The sequence below is a fragment of the Micromonospora sp. NPDC003944 genome (assembly GCF_053605225.1).
The window spans coordinates 12,593-27,695 of the sequence record NZ_JBSGIV010000076.1; the positions used below are offsets into that span (position 1 = coordinate 12,593).

Consider the following 15,103-nt stretch of genomic DNA (forward strand, 5'->3'; position numbering starts at 1 on the left):
CCCGCGCCCCGCGATCTTGCACTTTCTGTGCCGACAAATCGGGCTCAAGGGGCGTTACGCCGACCGAAAGTGCAAGATCAGCGAGCGGGGCAGCGGAACGCGGCGCCGCACCCCCGCACGACACCCTCGCACCGCACCCTCACCGCCGCCCCGCCCCGCCCCCGTCGATCATGGACTTGTGGTGCCCTACAAAAGTCGCGAATCATCACCATCCGCCCACCACTAGTCCTTGATCGACAGAGGATGGCGGGGCACGGCGGGGATGGCGGGGCACGGCGGGGCGCGGGGATGGCGGGGCGGGGCGCGGCGCGGGGATGGCGGGGCGGGGCGCGACGGGACTATGCGAGGCGGCGGGCACCCCTTGGAGGGGTGCCCGCCGTCTCGTGTTGCTTGCGGTCAGTTCTGTGCGGCTGCGTCGCTCGGGGTGAGGCGGTCCGGGGTGGCGTCCAGGCCGGAGATCCAACCGGTGACGTTGCGGGCCACGTCCTGAGCGGTCAGACCCAGGTCGGCGAGGATCTGCGCGCGGGTGCCGTGCGGGTGCCAGTCGGCCGGCACACCCAGGTCCTTGAGTGGCACCCGGACGTCGGCGTCGCGCATCGCCTGGGCGAGGGCGTCGCCCACCCCACCGACCCGGACGCCGTCCTCGACGCTGACCACGAGCCGGTGCCGGGCGGCCAGGTCGACAAGCTCCGCCGGGACTGGACGCACCCAGCGCGGGTCGACGACGGTGACGCCGTAGCCGTGCTCGGCGACCCGGGCGGCCACCTCCATGCCCAGCTGGCCGAAGGAGCCGACGGCGACGAGCAGCACGTCGGTACGGGCGGACTCGGCCAGCACGTCGACCGGGCCGACCCGGCGCAGCGCCGGCAGGTCCGCGGCGACCGCGCCGGTCGGGAACCGCAGCACGGTGGGGCCGTTGTCGACGGCCATCGCCTCGCGCAGCTCCTCCCGCAGGGTGGCGGCGTCGCGGGGGGCGGCGATCCGCAGCCCGGGCACCACCCCGAAGACCGACATGTCCCAGATGCCGTAGTGGCTGGGCCCGTCCGGGCCGGTGATGCCCGCCCGGTCCAGTACGAAGGTCACCGGCAGCTTGTGCATCGCCACGTCCAGCAGAACCTGGTCGAACGCGCGGTTGAGGAAGGTGGCGTAGACCGCGACCACGGGGTGCAGACCACCGAGCGCCAGCCCGGCCGCCGAGGTGGCGGCGTGCTGCTCGGCGATGCCCACGTCGTACACCCGCTCGGGGTACTTGCGGGCCAGCTTCGCGATGCCTGTCGGCTCGGCCATGGCGGCGGTGATGCCCACCACGTCCGGACGTTCGTCGGCGACGGCCAGCAGCTCGTCGGCGAAGACGTGCGTCCACTTCACCGACGGGGCGGCGAGCAACGCGCCGGTCTCCACGTCGAAGGCGCTGCTCGGGCCGTGCAGGCAGTCCGCGTCGTCCTCCTCGGCGGGGCGGTAGCCGTAGCCCTTGCGGGTGACGGCGTGCACGATGACCGGGCCGCCGAAGTTCTTGGCCGCGCGCAGCGCCGCCTCGACCGCCGTCACGTCGTGCCCGTCGACCGGGCCCACGTACTTGATGCCGAGGTCCTCGAACATGGCCTGCGGGGCGACGGCGTCCTTGATGCCCTTCTTGACCGCGTGCAGCACCTCGTACATCGGCTTGCCGACCAGCGGGGTGGAGCCGAGGGCGTCCTTGACGGTGTCGAGGACCTTCTCGTAACCGGGGTTGAGCCGCAGCGAGGAGAGGTGGTCGGCCAGCCCGCCGATTGTCGGCGAGTAGGAGCGACCGTTGTCGTTGACCACGATCACCAGAGAGTTGCCGGCGGTGGCGATGTTGTTCAGTGCCTCCCAGCACATGCCGCCGGTGAGCGCACCGTCACCGACCACGGCCACGACGCTGCGCTGCTCACCCCGCAGGGCGTACGCCTTGGCCAGGCCGTCGGCGTAGGACAGCGCGGTGGAGGCGTGCGAGTTCTCGATGAGGTCGTGCTCGCTCTCCGCCTGGCTGGGGTAGCCGGAGAGGCCGCCGCGCTGGCGGAGCTTGTCGAAGCCGGCCTGACGGCCGGTAATGATCTTGTGTACGTACGCCTGGTGGCCGGTGTCGAACAGGAGCCGGTCCCGGGGGGAGTCGAAGACGCGATGCATGGCGAGTGTCAGCTCGACCACACCGAGGTTGGGCCCGACGTGACCGCCGGTACGGGAGACCTTGGCGATCAGGAAGTCCCGGATCTCGGCGGCGAGGACGTCCAGCTCCTCGCCGGACATCCGCTTGACGTCCTGCGGACCGCGAACCGTCCTCAGCAGCCGGCCGTGGTTGGCCGTGTCCTCTTCAACGCTCATGACCGGAGAGTCTAATGGCCGTGCGGTACTCCGCAGCCCGGCCCGCTGCCCGTTACCGCTCGCCCGGCGGCGGGAGCAGCAGCCCGACCTGCTCGACGTGCTGCGTCATCGGAAAGAGGTCGAAGCCCCGCAGCGCCGCCAGCCGCCACCCGTGGTCGGCGAAGGTGCGTACGTCCCGGGCGAAGGCCGCCGGGTCACAGGCCACGTACGCGACCGCCCGGGGCCCGGCGGCAACCAGCGCGCGGACCACCGGGGCGCCGGCACCGGAGCGCGGCGGGTCGAGCACCACCACGTCGACCGGGCCGGTGATCCGTCGGCGGGCCAGCGCGGTCTCCACCCGGGCCGACACCACCTCGACGACTGGCAGGTCGGCGAGGTTCTCCCGGGCGGCGCTGACGCCCTGCTCCGCCGCTTCGACGACTGTCACCCGCCCGGTCGCGCCGACCCGCGCGGCCAGCCCGGCGGCGAACAGCCCGGCGCCTCCGTAGAGGTCCCAGGCGGTCTCGCCCGGCTGCGGGTCCAGCAACTCCAACACCGCCGTGGAGAGGGTGTCCGCCGCGGCCGGGTGCACCTGCCAGAAGGCGGACGCGGGCAGCGTCCAGTCTCGTCCGGCGGCGACCTCGCGGACGTCGGTCGGGCCACTGACCGGGGTGGGCATCCCGTCGCGGACCTCCGTGACGGTCACGTCCCCGCCGGTGCTGGCCACGGTCTCCACCGCCTCGGCGGCCGGCCAGCGCGCCCCGGTGGGGGTGAGCACCGGCAGGTGCTGGATGGCCGGGTGGGCGATCCGGCAGCGGTCGATCGGCACCACCTCGTGCGAGCGGTGCTTGAGCAGGCCGGCCCGGTCCGCGGCGTCGACCGCGTACCGGACCCGGGAGCGCCAGCCGAGCAGCCCGCCGGGCAGCGCCTCGACCCGGACGCCGAGCCGGTCCAGCTCGACGTCGGTCAGCCCGCCGAGGCGGACCAGCTGCTCGCGTACCACGGCGGTCTTCCAGGCCAGCTGCGCCGCCGGGGCGACGTGCTGGAGGTCGCAGCCCCCGCAGGCACCGGGCCTCGCGTACGGGCAGGGCGGCTCGACCCGGTCCGGTGAGGGCTCCAGGACGGTCACCGCGTCGGCCCGGACGAACCCCCGGTGCACCTCGGTGACCTCGGCGATGACCCGTTCACCTGGCAGCGCGTGCCGGACGAAGACCACCTGCCCGTCGACCCGGGCGACACAGTGCCCGCCGGGGGCGACCGCGTCGACGGTCAGCTCGACCCGCTCCGCCTCGGCCAGGCCCCGTTCCGGGGTCGCGACGGGCGACGTGCGAGGTGTCGCGGTCCGCTGACCGCCCGACTCAGTCACGGGTGTTCCCCTTCGTCGTGGTGCCCTCCGGCTCCCCCTCGCCGGGCGGCGCGGAGACCGTCGGCGGGGCGGCGACAAGCGGCGACCCGGTGCTCCGCGGCCCCCGCGCCGGGGTCCGGGACAGGGTGGCGTCCAGCCGGTCCAGGTTCTTGCTCGCCGTCGACGCGAGCTGCCACGGCACGCTGACCACCATCACCCCCGGCTCGAAGAGCAGCCGGCCCTTGAGCCGCAGGGCGCTCTGGTTGTGCAGCAGGTTCTCCCACCAGCGGCCCACCACGTACTCCGGGATGAACACGGTGACCACGTCCCGGGGCGACTTACGGCGGGTGGAGGCGACGAAGTCCAGGATCGGGCGGGTGATCTCCCGGTACGGCGAGTCGATCACGGTGAGCGGGATGGCCATCTCCCGTCGTTCCCAGTCGGCCTGCAGCTCCCGGGTGTCCTTCTCGTCCACGTTGACGGTCACGGCGGTGAGCGTGTCCGGTCGGGTGGCGCGGGCATAGGCGATGGCCCGCAGCGTCGGCTGGTGCACCTTGCTGACCAGCACGATCGCGTGGTTGCGGGCGGGCAGCACGGCCCGGCCCTCGTCCGGCGGGGTCAGCTCGACGGCGATCCGGTCGTAGTGCCGGCGGATCGCCAGCATCAACACGTAGATCACCGCCATCGCCGCGATCGCGATCCAGGCGCCGAGCAGGAACTTGGTGATCAGGACGATCACCAGCACCGCGCCGGTCAGGCCCGCGCCGAAGGTGTTGATCGCCCGGGAGCGGTACATCCGGCGGCGCGCCTCCGGGTCCCGTTCGGTACGCAGGTGCCGGTTCCAGTGTCGGATCATGCCGGCCTGGGAGACGGTGAACGAGACGAAGACCCCGACGATGTAGAGCTGGATCAGCTTCGTCACCTCGGCCTGGAAGCCGACGATGAGCACGATCGCGAAGAGGGCGAGGAAGCTGATGCCGTTGGAGAAGGCCAGCCGGTCGCCCCGGGTGTGGAACTGGCGGGGCAGGTAGCGGTCCTGCGCCAGGATCGAGCCGAGCACCGGGAAGCCGTTGAACGCGGTGTTCGCGGCCAGGAACAGGATCAGGGCGGTCATCCCGGCCAGCACGTAGAGCAGGATCGACCCGGAACCGAAGACCGTCTCGCCGAGCTGGGCGGTGACCGTCTTCTGCACGTACCCGTCGGGGCCGGAGACGATCTGGAGACCCGGGTCCTCGACGAACTGCAGGTGGGTGAGCCGGGCCAGCCAGATGATCCCGACAAGCATGCTCACCGAGATGGTGCCGAGCAGCAGCAGGGTGGTGGCGGCGTTGCGGCTCTTCGGCGCCTTGAACGCCGGTACGCCGTTGGAGATCGCCTCCACGCCGGTCAGCGCGGCGGCACCCGAGCTGAAGGTCCGCAGCAGCAGGAAGACAAGTGCGAAGCCGGTCACGCTGTGCTCGGCCTGGATCACCAGGTCGGCGCTCGGCGCGCGCAGGTCGTCGCCGAGCACGAAGACCCGGAACAACCCGGTGAGCAGCATGCCGAGCATCACGATGACGAAGCCGTAGGTGGGGATGGCGAACGCCGTGCCCGACTCGCGGAGGCCGCGCAGGTTGACCGCGGTCAGCAGGACCACGGCGCTCACCGCGATCAGGACCTTGTGGGTGGCCACGAACGGCACCACCGAGCCGAGGTTGGCAACCCCGGAGGAGACCGACACCGCCACCGTCAGCACGTAGTCGACGAGCAGGGCGCTTGCCACCCCGACGCCGAACTTCGGCCCCAGGTTGACCGTGGCGACCTCGTAGTCGCCGCCGCCGGAGGGGTAGGCGTGCACGTTCTGCCGGTAGCTCGCCACCACGGTGAGCATGACCACGACCACCGCGAGGGCGATCCAGGGCGAGAAGAAGTACGCGGAGGCGCCGGCGATGGAGAGCGTCAGCAGGATCTCGTCGGGCGCGTACGCGACGCTTGACAGCGCGTCGGAGGCGAACACGGGCAGCGCGATGCGCTTCGGCAGGAGGGTGTGCTGCAGCCGGTCGGACCGGAACGGTCGACCGAGGAGAAGTCGCTTCACCAGCGAGGTGGGACTGGCCACGAACGCCAAGAGTACGACCACCACGGCGGGGGCGCGGGGGTGGGCGATCACCGTTGCGCGAGACGGCGGGGTACGGTCGGTCGCCGCCCGCGCCCCGGACATGGCAGGCTCGCACTCGGAAGGCCACCGGCAGCGGAGGTGGTACGCACCTTGGGAGGGACAGCGTGCACGTCGTGATCATGGGGTGTGGCCGGGTCGGGTCGACCCTCGCCCACAGCCTGGAGTCCCGAGGGCACTCGGTGGCGGTGATCGACCAGGACGCCGACGCCTTCCGCCGGCTCGGCCCCGACTTCGCCGGGATCACGGTGACCGGGGCGGGTTTCGACGGCGAGGTGCTCCGGCAGGCCGGCATCGAGCGCGCGGACGCCTTCGCGGCCGTGTCGAGCGGCGACAACTCCAACATCATCTCGGCCCGGCTGGCCCGTGAGACGTTCGGCGTGTCCCGGGTCGCTGCCCGCATCTACGACCAGCGCCGGGCGCAGGTCTACGAACGGCTGGGCATCCCCACCGTGGCCACCGTGCGGTGGACGGCGGACCGGATGCTGCGACACCTGGTGCCGGAGGGCAACGTGGAGATCTTCCGCGACCCCACGAGCACGGTGTCGATCGTCGAGGTTCCCGTCCACAAGGACTGGGTCGGCCGACCGGTGCGGACGCTCGAGGAGGCGACCGGGGCGCGGGTGGCCTACCTGATCCGCTTCGGCATCGGCACGCTGCCCACCGGCTCCACCGTCCTGCAGGAGGGTGACCAGGTGTTCATGCTGGTCAGCGATGACATCGTGGCGACGGTCACGTCGGTGGCGGCGGCGCCGCCGGAAGGAGGGCTCTGAGCCATGCGGGTCGCCATCGCGGGGGCGGGCAACGTGGGCCGCTCGATCGCCCAGGAGTTGATCGACAACGGCCACCAGGTGATGCTGATCGAGCGCCAACCCAAGATGCTGCGCCCGGACCGGGTGCCGGCCGCCGAGTGGGTGCTTGCCGACGCGTGTGAGCTGACCAGCCTGGAGGAGGCCGACGTCGCCGGGTGCGACGTGGTGGTCGCGGCGACCGGGGACGACAAGACCAACCTGGTGCTGTCGCTGTTGGCCAAGACCGAGTTCGCGGTGCCCCGGGTGGTGGCCCGGGTCAACCGGGCCGAGAACGAGTGGCTGTTCACCGAGCAGTGGGGCGTCGACGTGGCGGTGAGCAAGCCACGGGTGATGGCCGCGCTGGTCGAGGAGGCGGTCACCGTCGGCGACCTGGTCCGGCTGATGACCTTCCGACAGGGCGAGGCGAACCTCGTCGAGATCACCCTCCCGCCGACCGCCCCCTACGTCGGTCAGCCGCTGCACGCCGTGCCGCTGCCCCGCGACTCCGCGCTGGTCGCGATCCTGCGCGGCAAGCGGGTCCTGGTGCCCAGCCCGGACGACCCGATCGAGGCCGGCGACGAGCTGATCTTCGTCTGCACCGCCGAGGTGGAGGATCAGGTCCGCGCGGTGATCCTCGGGCCGGACAGCGTCGAACGGACCCGCGGCTCACGCTGACCCCGGCCGGGCGGCCGGCGTCGCTCAGGCGCTGGGCAGCGGGGCCGGCGGCGACTCCCGGGTGACCCGGCGCACCGTCCAGACCGTGATCAGCAGCAGCAGCGCGTAGGGCGGGTAGCCCAACGCCAGCCGGGCAACCCCCAGCGCGGTGTCCTGGTGGGCCAGGTAGAGCCCCGCCTGCACGCCCACCTTGGCCAGCCAGACCACACCCCAGAGCACGGTCAGCTGGGTGAAGGTACGCACCAGCTTCGGGTCGGCCCGCCACTCCGAGCGGCCCTTCGCCACCAGCACCGACCAGATCCAGCCGACGAGGGGCTGCCGGATCGCCGCCGAGATCAGCAGGGCGACCCCGTACCCGATGCCGTAGAGGATGCCGGGAAGGTAGAAGTCACGCTCGTCGCCGGTGCGCCAGGCGATGGCCGCCCCCACGCCGACGCCGAACAGGCCGTTGACGGCGTGCCGGATCGGCCGACGCTGGGCCAGCCGCACCCCGGCGATCAGCACCGCGACGGAGACCGAGGCGATCACCGCCGGCCGCAGCTCGCCGATGATGTTGGCGAGGACGAAGACCACCACCGGGATGCTGGACTCGACGAGCCCACGCCAGCCACCGAGCTGGTCGGCCATCTGCTCGGCGATCGTCGGCAGCGGCTCCTCGCCCTGCGGGTCGGTCTCCGGCTGGGCCGCTCGGTCCTGTCCCGTCGTCATCGCCGGCCTTCCGTCCGCAGTGCCGTCACTTGGGCGAGTCCAGCTCGTAGTAGGGGTTGTAGATGACCTTGCGGTCGTCGCGCACCGCCACCCGGCCCCGGGCGGTCAGGTGCCGGCCCGGCTCGATCCCGGCGATGTGCCGTCGACCCAGCCAGACGAGGGTCACCACGTCGCTGCCGTCGTACAGGTCGGCCTCGAGGGTCGGCAGGTTGGTGCGCGGCGTGTAGACCACCGTGCGCAGCCGGCCGGCGACCGAGACCAACTGCCCCCGGGAGCACTGCTGGGCGGGGATCCCGCCGCACTCGGCGCTCTCCCGACGCAGCTCCTGCGCGTCGATCTCGGCCTCGCTGGCGGTGAACCTCTGCAGGATGCGCCGCAGCGACACCCGGCCCTCGTCGGTCGTCATGACCTCCGCGTCACCCTCTCCACGCTCGCCGCGTCCCCGGCCGGCCCCGGCGGCGCCGGAACCGTGCCGCCAGCGTACGCCGACGGGACTGGTTCCGGCGGGCCGGTGCGCGCGGGTCAGACCTGACGCGGCGCGGCGGCGGCGTCGCCCGCCTCGGCCGCGGCCTGGTCGGCGACCTCCCGGGGCAGCCGCAGCGGCAGCGGCTCGCGGACCGGCTTCGCCTCCTGCCCACGGTCGACCACCAGGCCGTCCAGGCACTCCACGAGCGGCCCGGCCATGGCCGGATCGGTGGCCACCGGGCCCTGGAACACGCCCCGGACCATCCAGCGCGGCCCGTCGACCCCGACGAACCGCAGGTTCGTCGGGCCGTCCGGGGTGGGCACCTGGGCGTGCAGCTCCGGGCCGTACTCGCCGGCGACCTCCTGCGCGTTCGCACCGTCGCGGAGCAGCGACTGCCGGATCTCCTCGCGCACCTCGTCCCAGATCCCCTCGGACCGCGGGGCGGCGAAGACACCCAACTGGAGCGCGTTGTCGCCGTGCACCAGCACCACCTGCTGGATCACACCCTGCGGGTCGGCCTGCACCCGCACCTCGACGTCGGCGATCGCCGGGATGTGCAGGCTGCCCAGGTCGAGCCGCTGCACGTCGTCGTAGCTCTCGGAGATGTCGTACGGGCCGCGCTCCAGCGTCGGCGCCGCATCGCCCTGGTCCGGGACCTGGGTGGCCCGCTCGTCACGGGTCTGCCGCTCGGCGTCGGCCCGCTTTCGGGAGAAGATCACTGCGCCTGCCCTCCGCTGTTCACACTCACCCTGCCACCTCTTCCGTCTGCCCGCGGCCCGGCTCGTCAGGCCGCCGCTCGACCCGGCCCTGGCCCGTCGGCGACGGCACCAGCCCGGCGTGCCCACCGGTGGAACCGTGCCCACCGGCGCCGCGCCGGGACGCGGGCAGCTCGACCACCGGCTCGAACCGCGCCCGCGCGACCTGCTGGACCACGAGCTGCGCGATCCGGTCGCCGCGGGAGATCTTCGCCGGCACATCCCGATCATGATTGATCAGGTTGACCAGGATCTCACCCCGGTAGCCGGCGTCGACCGTACCGGGCGCGTTGAGCACCGTCACGCCGAGCCTGGCCGCCAGACCGGAGCGGGGATGGACCAGGCCCACGTACCCGTCCGGCAGCGCGATGGCCACGCCGGTGGGCACCAGGGCACGGCCGCCGGGTGGCAGCTCCACGTCCGCGGCCGCCACCAGGTCGGCTCCGGCGTCGCCGGGATGGGCGTACGTGGGCAGCGGCAGCTCCGGGTCGAGCAGCCGCACGGGCACGGGTACGACGTCGGTCACGGGTCCCCTCTCTTCGTCCGGTTCGCGGGGTGACCCTGCCATCCTGCCGGTTCGTCGAGCCGCCGTGCGCCGTACCCTCGCAGGAGTGAGCATGTCGCCCTCCCCGTCCGCCGATCAGCCGCCGGCCGCCGCCCGCTCGGCGTACACCGAACGGCTGGATCTGCCCTGGTGGCTGTGGCTGGCCGGTTTGGTGGCCGCCGCCCTGCTGGCCGTCGAGATCTGGATGGGCGCCTCCGGTGTACGCGCCTGGCTGCCGTTCGCCGTGCTGCTGCCGCTCACCGCGGCCGGCCTGTGGTGGCTGGGTCGAATCCGGGTCGGGGTGGCCGACGCCGAGCTGCGGGTGGACGACGCCCGCCTGCCGGTCCGTTTCGTGGCCGACGTCGTGCCGCTGGACGTGGCCGGCCGACGTGAGGTGCTCGGCGTCGGCGCGGACCCGCTCGCCTTCGTGGTGCAGCGACCGTGGATCGGCGGTGCCGTGCAGGTGGTCCTCGACGACCCCGCGGATCCGACCCCGTTCTGGGTGGTGAGCACCCGGCACCCGGTCGAGCTGGCCGAGGCGGTGCTGACCGCGCGGGACGCCGTGACGGCCGCTCGCCCGGCCGCGGGCGAGCCCGGCTGAGCTGACCGCTCAGGTGCCGGTCGGCGGGCCGGGGAGGGCTGTCGGTGGCGCGGGTCGGGCGATGCCCCGCCGACGCAGGTCGACCTGGAGCTGGTCGGCCATCTGCTGGGTGGCCCGGCGGTTGAGGAAGCTGGCCACCGCGGCGCCGGTCAGGAACGGCCCGAGCGTGGTGAGGTTACGACCGAAGCGCCGCAGCAGCATCTCCCGCAACTCCTTGCGGGCGGCGGTGCCGAGCACCGCTCCCACTCCCACCCCGGGCACCATCGGGTTGACGCCACGTTGGGTGGCCCAGGAGTGCACCAGGGCTACCGCTCGTTGACTGCCGCCGGCCGGTAGCGCCACACCGTGGATCTCGTGCAGCTCGCCGACGAGTTTCAGCTCCACCGCCACCACGGCCACGGTCTCGGCGGCGAGCAGCACCGGCGCGGAGAGCAGGGTCGGGGCCACCGCCCACTCGACGGCGGCGACGCCTCCACCGGCCGCGCCGATCGCGGCGGTGGTCCTCGACGCGTTACGGATGAGCCGGTCGGCCAGGGCGGCGTCGTCCAGGCCGGGGAAGTGCCGACGCAGTGTGTCCAGGTCCCGTACCGGCACGTGCGGGGCGATCTCGGCGACGGTGTCGACCATCCAGCGCACGGCGGCGCGGGGCTTGAACAGGTCGGAGATGCCCCGGGCGCGGGCCTGCCCGACCATCCGGGTCAGCAGTTGGCGGCGTCGGGCCGGCTCGATGTCGTCCGCGGTCAACGCCGCGACGGTGGCGCCGAGGTCGTCCGCGCCGCCGGTGGCGTGAAGGTCGCCCGTGCCGCCGTCGGTGGTGCCGCCTCGATCGCTCATCGGACCTCCCGGTGCTGTGGCTACCCGCTACGAGTCAAGCAGGTACCCACCACGGCCGCATGCCTACACCGGGAGCGGCGGCCCCGTTCAGGAGGCCGCCGCCGGTGTCGTGGTTGTCAGACGCACTCGCGACAGATCAGCTCGCCGTTACGCTCGACTGCCAGCTGGCTACGGTGGTGGACCAGGAAGCAGCGGGCGCACCGGAACTCGTCCTGCTGCATCGGAAGCACCTTGACCGTGAGCTCCTCGTCGGCCAGATCGGCACCGGGCAGCTCGAAGCTCTCGGCCACCTCGGCCTCGTCGACGTCCACCGCGCCCGACTGTGAGTCGACGCGCCGTGCCTTGAGCTCTTCCAGGCTGTCCTCGCCGAGGTCGACCTCGTCGCGACGCGGGGCGTCGTAGTCGGTGGCCATCGGTTTCACTCTCCCATATCGATGTTGTCGCTTCCGGTTGTAACGCCGGACGACGCTGTTTCGGTTCCGCTGGCCGGCCACCACTTGTGTCGGGCACCCGACCCGAGGACCGAACGGGTCGAGCTCGCTGGGGCGACTCCCCTGCGAGCGCGGAACCTTACCCCCCCTTGGGCGAGGCATGTATACCGCCCTTGCGGCTGAGATGTACGCCCCCGCACGCGAAGTTGTTCCCAATGTGATTCAGGCGACACGAAGATAGGGGTAGTAGTACCCGGTTCGCGGTCGGCGCGCCGGCATGTCGGGCTGTTTCCACGCGACGGCCGGACAACCGTTAACCTCAGCGGCGTATTCGACGGCCGGCGGCCTGAGCGATCGTTCCTGGCTGTCACCACCCACCTGAGGTCCGGGGAGTGCCCTGATGAGTTTTGCGCGCGTGCGAGCACTCGTCGTCGTCGGCCTGTTGGCGGTCATCGCCCTGGTCTTCGTCGTCGTGGCCGTGGTCCGCGACAGCCAGGGCAACGCGGGCACCGCGGCGGGTTGCCCCGAGGGCTGGCCGCTTGCGGACCTGACCCTGCGCGAGCGCAAGGACGTCAAGATCAACGTTTACAACGCCACGGATCAGCCCGGTCTGGCCCAGTCCGTCGCCGACGAGTTCGGCAACCGGCAGTTCCAGGTCAAGAAGACCGGCAACGAGAAGAAGATCGACAGAGTCGCGGTGCTGCGGTTCGGCCCGAAGGGCGTCGGCTCCGCGCACCTGCTCCAGGCGTACTTCCTGAACAACGCCACCCCGGGCTACGACCCGAAGCGCGCCGACGACACCGTGGACGTGGTGCTGGGCAACGGCTTCCAGCAGCTCGCCACCACCACCGAGGTCAACCAGTCGCTCGGCGACTCGGGCCCGCCGGAGGCGCCTCCGGGCTCCTGCCCGTCGCCACCCGCCAAGAAGTGACGGCCTGACCGGCCGGCCGCGCCGGGTCGGCCGGTCAGGGCCCGCCGGAGGCGTCCAGCGCGGCCAACCGATCGTGCAGCGGCACGAAGAGCGCGGGCGGGGCCGCGACCACCAGATCCGGCCCCGGCGGCCGACCGGCCAGGCCGGCGACCAGGACCCCCGCCTCGGCGGCCACCAGCCCGCCCGCCGCCAGGTCCCAGGCGGCAAGACCCTTCTCGAAGTACGCGTCGAGCCGCCCCTCGGCGACCAGGCAGAGGTCCAGCGCGGCGGCACCGAGCCGACGGATGTCCCGTACGTGCGCGATCAGCCCGGCCACCACCTGCGCCTGGTGCACCCGACGGGCGGCGGCGTAACCGAAGCCGGTGCCGACCAGCGCCTGACCCAGGTCGGCCTCGTCGGAGCAGCGCAGCCGGACACCGTCGCGCCAGGCCCCGCCGCCGGCGGTGGCGGTCCACTGCTCCCCGGTGCTCACGTTGCGCACGACGCCGGCGACCACCACCCCGTCCACCTCGGCGGCCAGTGAGACAGCGGAGTGCGACAACCCGTACAGGTAGTTCACCGTGCCGTCGATCGGGTCGACGATCCAGCGCACCCCACTGCGCGCCGCGCCGGAGTCCCCCTCGCCGTACTCCTCGCCGAGCACCGAGTCGTCCGGACGCCGCGCGGCAAGCGCGGCGAGGATCTGCCGCTCGACCGCCCGGTCGGCGGCGGTGACCACATCGGTGACGGTGCTCTTGGTGGCAGCGACCACGACCCCCTCGGTGCGCATCCGGTACGCGGTGTCCGCCGCGTCCCGAGCCACCTCCACCGCGATGGTGAGCAGTTCCTCAGGCGTCGTCGCCGAGTTGGTCATGGTTCGCCTCTTTTCGCACTCCGAGTGCATGTGGATGGGTGAACCCACCGACCCGACTTCCGAAGATCATCGTTCCGGACGCCGCGCGACGGCGCCAGACCAGGGTCTTCGGTACGGACAACCGCCGCGAAGGCCGCAGCCCGGACCCGCCCGACCGGCGCGAGCGGCCGACGTTGCCCAATACGCCCCTTTAGATCCGGTATTGTGGCTTAAGTGCCTACGATCCCGTCCATGCTCGGCTCACAACCGTTGCCCAACCGCGACCTGACGGGCACATCGCCAGCCACCTCGGTGACCTACCCGCGCACCCCGGCGACCACCACGCTGACCTGGTCCTGGCTGCTCAGACGGCAGGTCAGGCCCGACCCGCGCGCCGATCCCATCGACGAGGAGCGCCTGACTGCGGCCACGCGGCTATCATTGCCGCAAAGTCCACATCTCCGCCGCACTGCCGGTCCTCACCGGTGGTACGCGGTGCGGAGCAGGATGATCGCCGCAGACGGCGTTACAATTCACCCCTGCCCACGCGGCACGGACCGCCGACCACCGGCCGGACCGTGACACGAGGGTCCCTCAACCACATCGCCCGGCACGGTAACCCTCGCTGCGCTGGACGATCCCGCCGTGCCCGCTCTTCGCCTCCGGAAGGTCATTCGTGACAGAACCCCGCCAGCCCGGCGCCGACGTTCGCTCGCTCACCGACACCCTGATCGCCCACGCGCAGAGCGCCGGTGGTCAGCTGACGTCGGCCCAGCTCGCGCGCACCGTCGAGACCGCCGAGGTGACTCCGGCCCAGGCCAAGAAGATCCTGCGGGCGCTCTCCGAGGCGGGAGTGACCGTGGTGGTCGACGGCTCGGCGAGCACCCGTCGCCGCGTCGCCGCGGCCCGCTCGACCACGCCGGCGTCCCGGGCCACCACCGCCAAGACCACCAAGAAGGCCGCCGCGCCGGCCCCGAAGCAGGCACCCTCCGCCGACGACACCCCGTCGACGCCGGCCCCGCGCAAGGTGGCCGCCCGCAAGGCGACCGGCGCCGCCGCCGAGGCCACCGCCGGAGCGCCGGCGAAGGCGACCCGGTCGACCCGGGCCACCAAGGCGACGGTGGCCGCGGCGGCCGGAGCCAAGCCGACCAAGGCAGCCGGCAAGGCCAAGGGCGAGGGCGCCGAGGGCGAGATCGACCCGGAGGAGCTGGCCGCCGCCATCGAGGACGTGGTGGTCGAGGAGCCGGCCGAGCTGACCCAGGCCGCCGAGACCGACGCCGCCGCCTCGGCGACCGACAACGACTTCGAGTGGGACGACGAGGAGTCCGAGGCCCTCAAGCAGGCGCGACGCGACGCCGAGCTGACCGCCTCCGCCGACTCCGTCCGTGCGTACCTGAAGCAGATCGGCAAGGTTCCGCTGCTCAACGCCGAGCAGGAGGTGGAGCTGGCCAAGCGGATCGAGGCCGGGCTCTACGCCGCCGAGCGGCTGCGGGCTGCCGACGAGGGCGAGGAGAAGCTCGTCCGGGAGATGGTCCGCGACCTGGGCTGGATCTCCCGGGACGGCGAGCGGGCCAAGAACCACCTCCTGGAGGCGAACCTCCGACTGGTGGTGTCGCTGGCCAAGCGCTACACCGGCCGTGGCATGGCGTTCCTCGACCTGATCCAGGAGGGCAACCTCGGCCTGATCCGGGCCGTGGAGAAGTTCGACTACAC

15 protein-coding genes are annotated in these 15,103 nt (G+C 72.5%); 5 read left to right on the top strand and 10 right to left on the bottom strand.

Translation table 11 applies throughout. The features are described 5' to 3' along the window. Nucleotides 1–396: 396 nt before the first annotated feature. Genes dxs through ACWER9_RS27660 form a run of 3 tightly spaced genes read right to left on the bottom strand, consistent with a single transcriptional unit; the run spans nucleotide 397 to nucleotide 5,765 of the window. Nucleotides 397–2,343, bottom strand: a complete 1,947-nt coding sequence (dxs, locus tag ACWER9_RS27650; protein WP_452304592.1) for a 1-deoxy-D-xylulose-5-phosphate synthase — start codon at nucleotides 2,341–2,343, stop codon at nucleotides 397–399. Nucleotides 2,344–2,395: 52 nt separating this feature from the next. Continuing rightward, nucleotides 2,396–3,688 carry a class I SAM-dependent RNA methyltransferase gene (locus tag ACWER9_RS27655; RefSeq protein WP_452304593.1) on the bottom strand — a complete coding sequence of 431 codons (1,293 nt, stop codon included), beginning with the start codon at nucleotides 3,686–3,688 and terminating at the stop codon, nucleotides 2,396–2,398. Next, the gene (locus ACWER9_RS27660) at nucleotides 3,681–5,765 is read right to left on the bottom strand and encodes an APC family permease (RefSeq protein WP_452304594.1); all 2,085 of its coding nucleotides are present in this window, start codon (nucleotides 5,763–5,765) and stop codon (nucleotides 3,681–3,683) included. The genes ACWER9_RS27655 and ACWER9_RS27660 overlap by 8 nt, the downstream gene beginning before the upstream one ends. A 164-nt stretch (nucleotides 5,766–5,929) precedes the next feature. Here ACWER9_RS27660 and ACWER9_RS27665 point away from each other — a divergent pair, with 164 nt between their 5' ends. Beyond that, nucleotides 5,930–6,595, top strand: a complete 666-nt coding sequence (locus tag ACWER9_RS27665) for a potassium channel family protein (RefSeq protein WP_357350100.1) — start codon at nucleotides 5,930–5,932, stop codon at nucleotides 6,593–6,595. Between the two features lie 3 nt (nucleotides 6,596–6,598). Continuing rightward, on the top strand, nucleotides 6,599–7,288 hold the full coding sequence (locus tag ACWER9_RS27670) for a potassium channel family protein (RefSeq protein WP_452304595.1): 690 nt from the start codon (nucleotides 6,599–6,601) through the stop codon (nucleotides 7,286–7,288). 24 nt (nucleotides 7,289–7,312) lie between these two features. Here the strand turns inward: ACWER9_RS27670 and ACWER9_RS27675 are convergent, their stop codons facing one another. From ACWER9_RS27675 to dut, 4 genes are all read right to left on the bottom strand, one after another. Continuing rightward, on the bottom strand, nucleotides 7,313–7,996 hold the full coding sequence (locus ACWER9_RS27675) for a DUF3159 domain-containing protein (RefSeq protein WP_452304596.1): 684 nt from the start codon (nucleotides 7,994–7,996) through the stop codon (nucleotides 7,313–7,315). 25 nt (nucleotides 7,997–8,021) lie between these two features. Beyond that, nucleotides 8,022–8,402 carry an OB-fold nucleic acid binding domain-containing protein gene (locus ACWER9_RS27680; protein ID WP_124816055.1) on the bottom strand — a complete coding sequence of 127 codons (381 nt, stop codon included), beginning with the start codon at nucleotides 8,400–8,402 and terminating at the stop codon, nucleotides 8,022–8,024. 116 nt (nucleotides 8,403–8,518) lie between these two features. Beyond that, nucleotides 8,519–9,181, bottom strand: coding sequence for a DUF3710 domain-containing protein (locus ACWER9_RS27685; protein WP_452304597.1), 663 nt, complete (start codon nucleotides 9,179–9,181; stop codon nucleotides 8,519–8,521). 25 nt (nucleotides 9,182–9,206) lie between these two features. Further along, the gene (dut, locus tag ACWER9_RS27690) at nucleotides 9,207–9,743 is read right to left on the bottom strand and encodes a dUTP diphosphatase (RefSeq protein WP_452304598.1); all 537 of its coding nucleotides are present in this window, start codon (nucleotides 9,741–9,743) and stop codon (nucleotides 9,207–9,209) included. 85 nt (nucleotides 9,744–9,828) lie between these two features. Here dut and ACWER9_RS27695 point away from each other — a divergent pair, with 85 nt between their 5' ends. Beyond that, nucleotides 9,829–10,362 carry a DUF3093 domain-containing protein gene (locus ACWER9_RS27695; RefSeq protein WP_452304599.1) on the top strand — a complete coding sequence of 178 codons (534 nt, stop codon included), beginning with the start codon at nucleotides 9,829–9,831 and terminating at the stop codon, nucleotides 10,360–10,362. 9 nt (nucleotides 10,363–10,371) lie between these two features. On the opposite strand, the gene ACWER9_RS27700 is transcribed toward ACWER9_RS27695, so the two are convergent. After that, the gene (locus ACWER9_RS27700; protein ID WP_452304600.1) at nucleotides 10,372–11,196 is read right to left on the bottom strand and encodes a hypothetical protein; all 825 of its coding nucleotides are present in this window, start codon (nucleotides 11,194–11,196) and stop codon (nucleotides 10,372–10,374) included. Between the two features lie 116 nt (nucleotides 11,197–11,312). Next, nucleotides 11,313–11,609, bottom strand: a complete 297-nt coding sequence (locus tag ACWER9_RS27705) for a DUF4193 domain-containing protein (protein ID WP_007075406.1) — start codon at nucleotides 11,607–11,609, stop codon at nucleotides 11,313–11,315. Between the two features lie 433 nt (nucleotides 11,610–12,042). Between ACWER9_RS27705 and ACWER9_RS27710 the strand changes: the two genes are divergently transcribed. Beyond that, entirely contained in the window at nucleotides 12,043–12,558 is a 516-nt protein-coding gene (locus ACWER9_RS27710) for a LytR C-terminal domain-containing protein (RefSeq protein WP_452304605.1), read from the top strand. A 34-nt stretch (nucleotides 12,559–12,592) separates the two neighbouring features. Here the strand turns inward: ACWER9_RS27710 and ACWER9_RS27715 are convergent, their stop codons facing one another. Continuing rightward, the gene (locus tag ACWER9_RS27715) at nucleotides 12,593–13,411 is read right to left on the bottom strand and encodes an inositol monophosphatase family protein (protein ID WP_452304601.1); all 819 of its coding nucleotides are present in this window, start codon (nucleotides 13,409–13,411) and stop codon (nucleotides 12,593–12,595) included. Nucleotides 13,412–14,066: 655 nt separating this feature from the next. Here ACWER9_RS27715 and ACWER9_RS27720 point away from each other — a divergent pair. Next, nucleotides 14,067–15,103, top strand: a 1,037-nt coding sequence (locus tag ACWER9_RS27720) for a sigma-70 factor domain-containing protein (protein ID WP_452304602.1), incomplete at its 3' end; no start/stop codon positions are given.

Excerpts from the sequence above, each read along its gene's own strand:
- ACWER9_RS27680 (WP_124816055.1), bottom strand. The coding sequence starts at position 8,402 with ATGACGACCGACGAGGGCCGGGTGTCGCTGCGGCGCATCCTGCAGAGG.
- ACWER9_RS27675 (WP_452304596.1), bottom strand. The coding sequence starts at position 7,996 with ATGACGACGGGACAGGACCGAGCGGCCCAGCCGGAGACCGACCCGCAG.
- ACWER9_RS27670 (WP_452304595.1), top strand. The coding sequence starts at position 6,599 with ATGCGGGTCGCCATCGCGGGGGCGGGCAACGTGGGCCGCTCGATCGCC.
- ACWER9_RS27705 (WP_007075406.1), bottom strand. The coding sequence starts at position 11,609 with ATGGCCACCGACTACGACGCCCCGCGTCGCGACGAGGTCGACCTCGGC.
- ACWER9_RS27700 (WP_452304600.1), bottom strand. The coding sequence starts at position 11,196 with ATGAGCGATCGAGGCGGCACCACCGACGGCGGCACGGGCGACCTTCAC.
- ACWER9_RS27715 (WP_452304601.1), bottom strand. The coding sequence starts at position 13,411 with ATGACCAACTCGGCGACGACGCCTGAGGAACTGCTCACCATCGCGGTG.
- dxs (WP_452304592.1), bottom strand. The coding sequence starts at position 2,343 with ATGAGCGTTGAAGAGGACACGGCCAACCACGGCCGGCTGCTGAGGACG.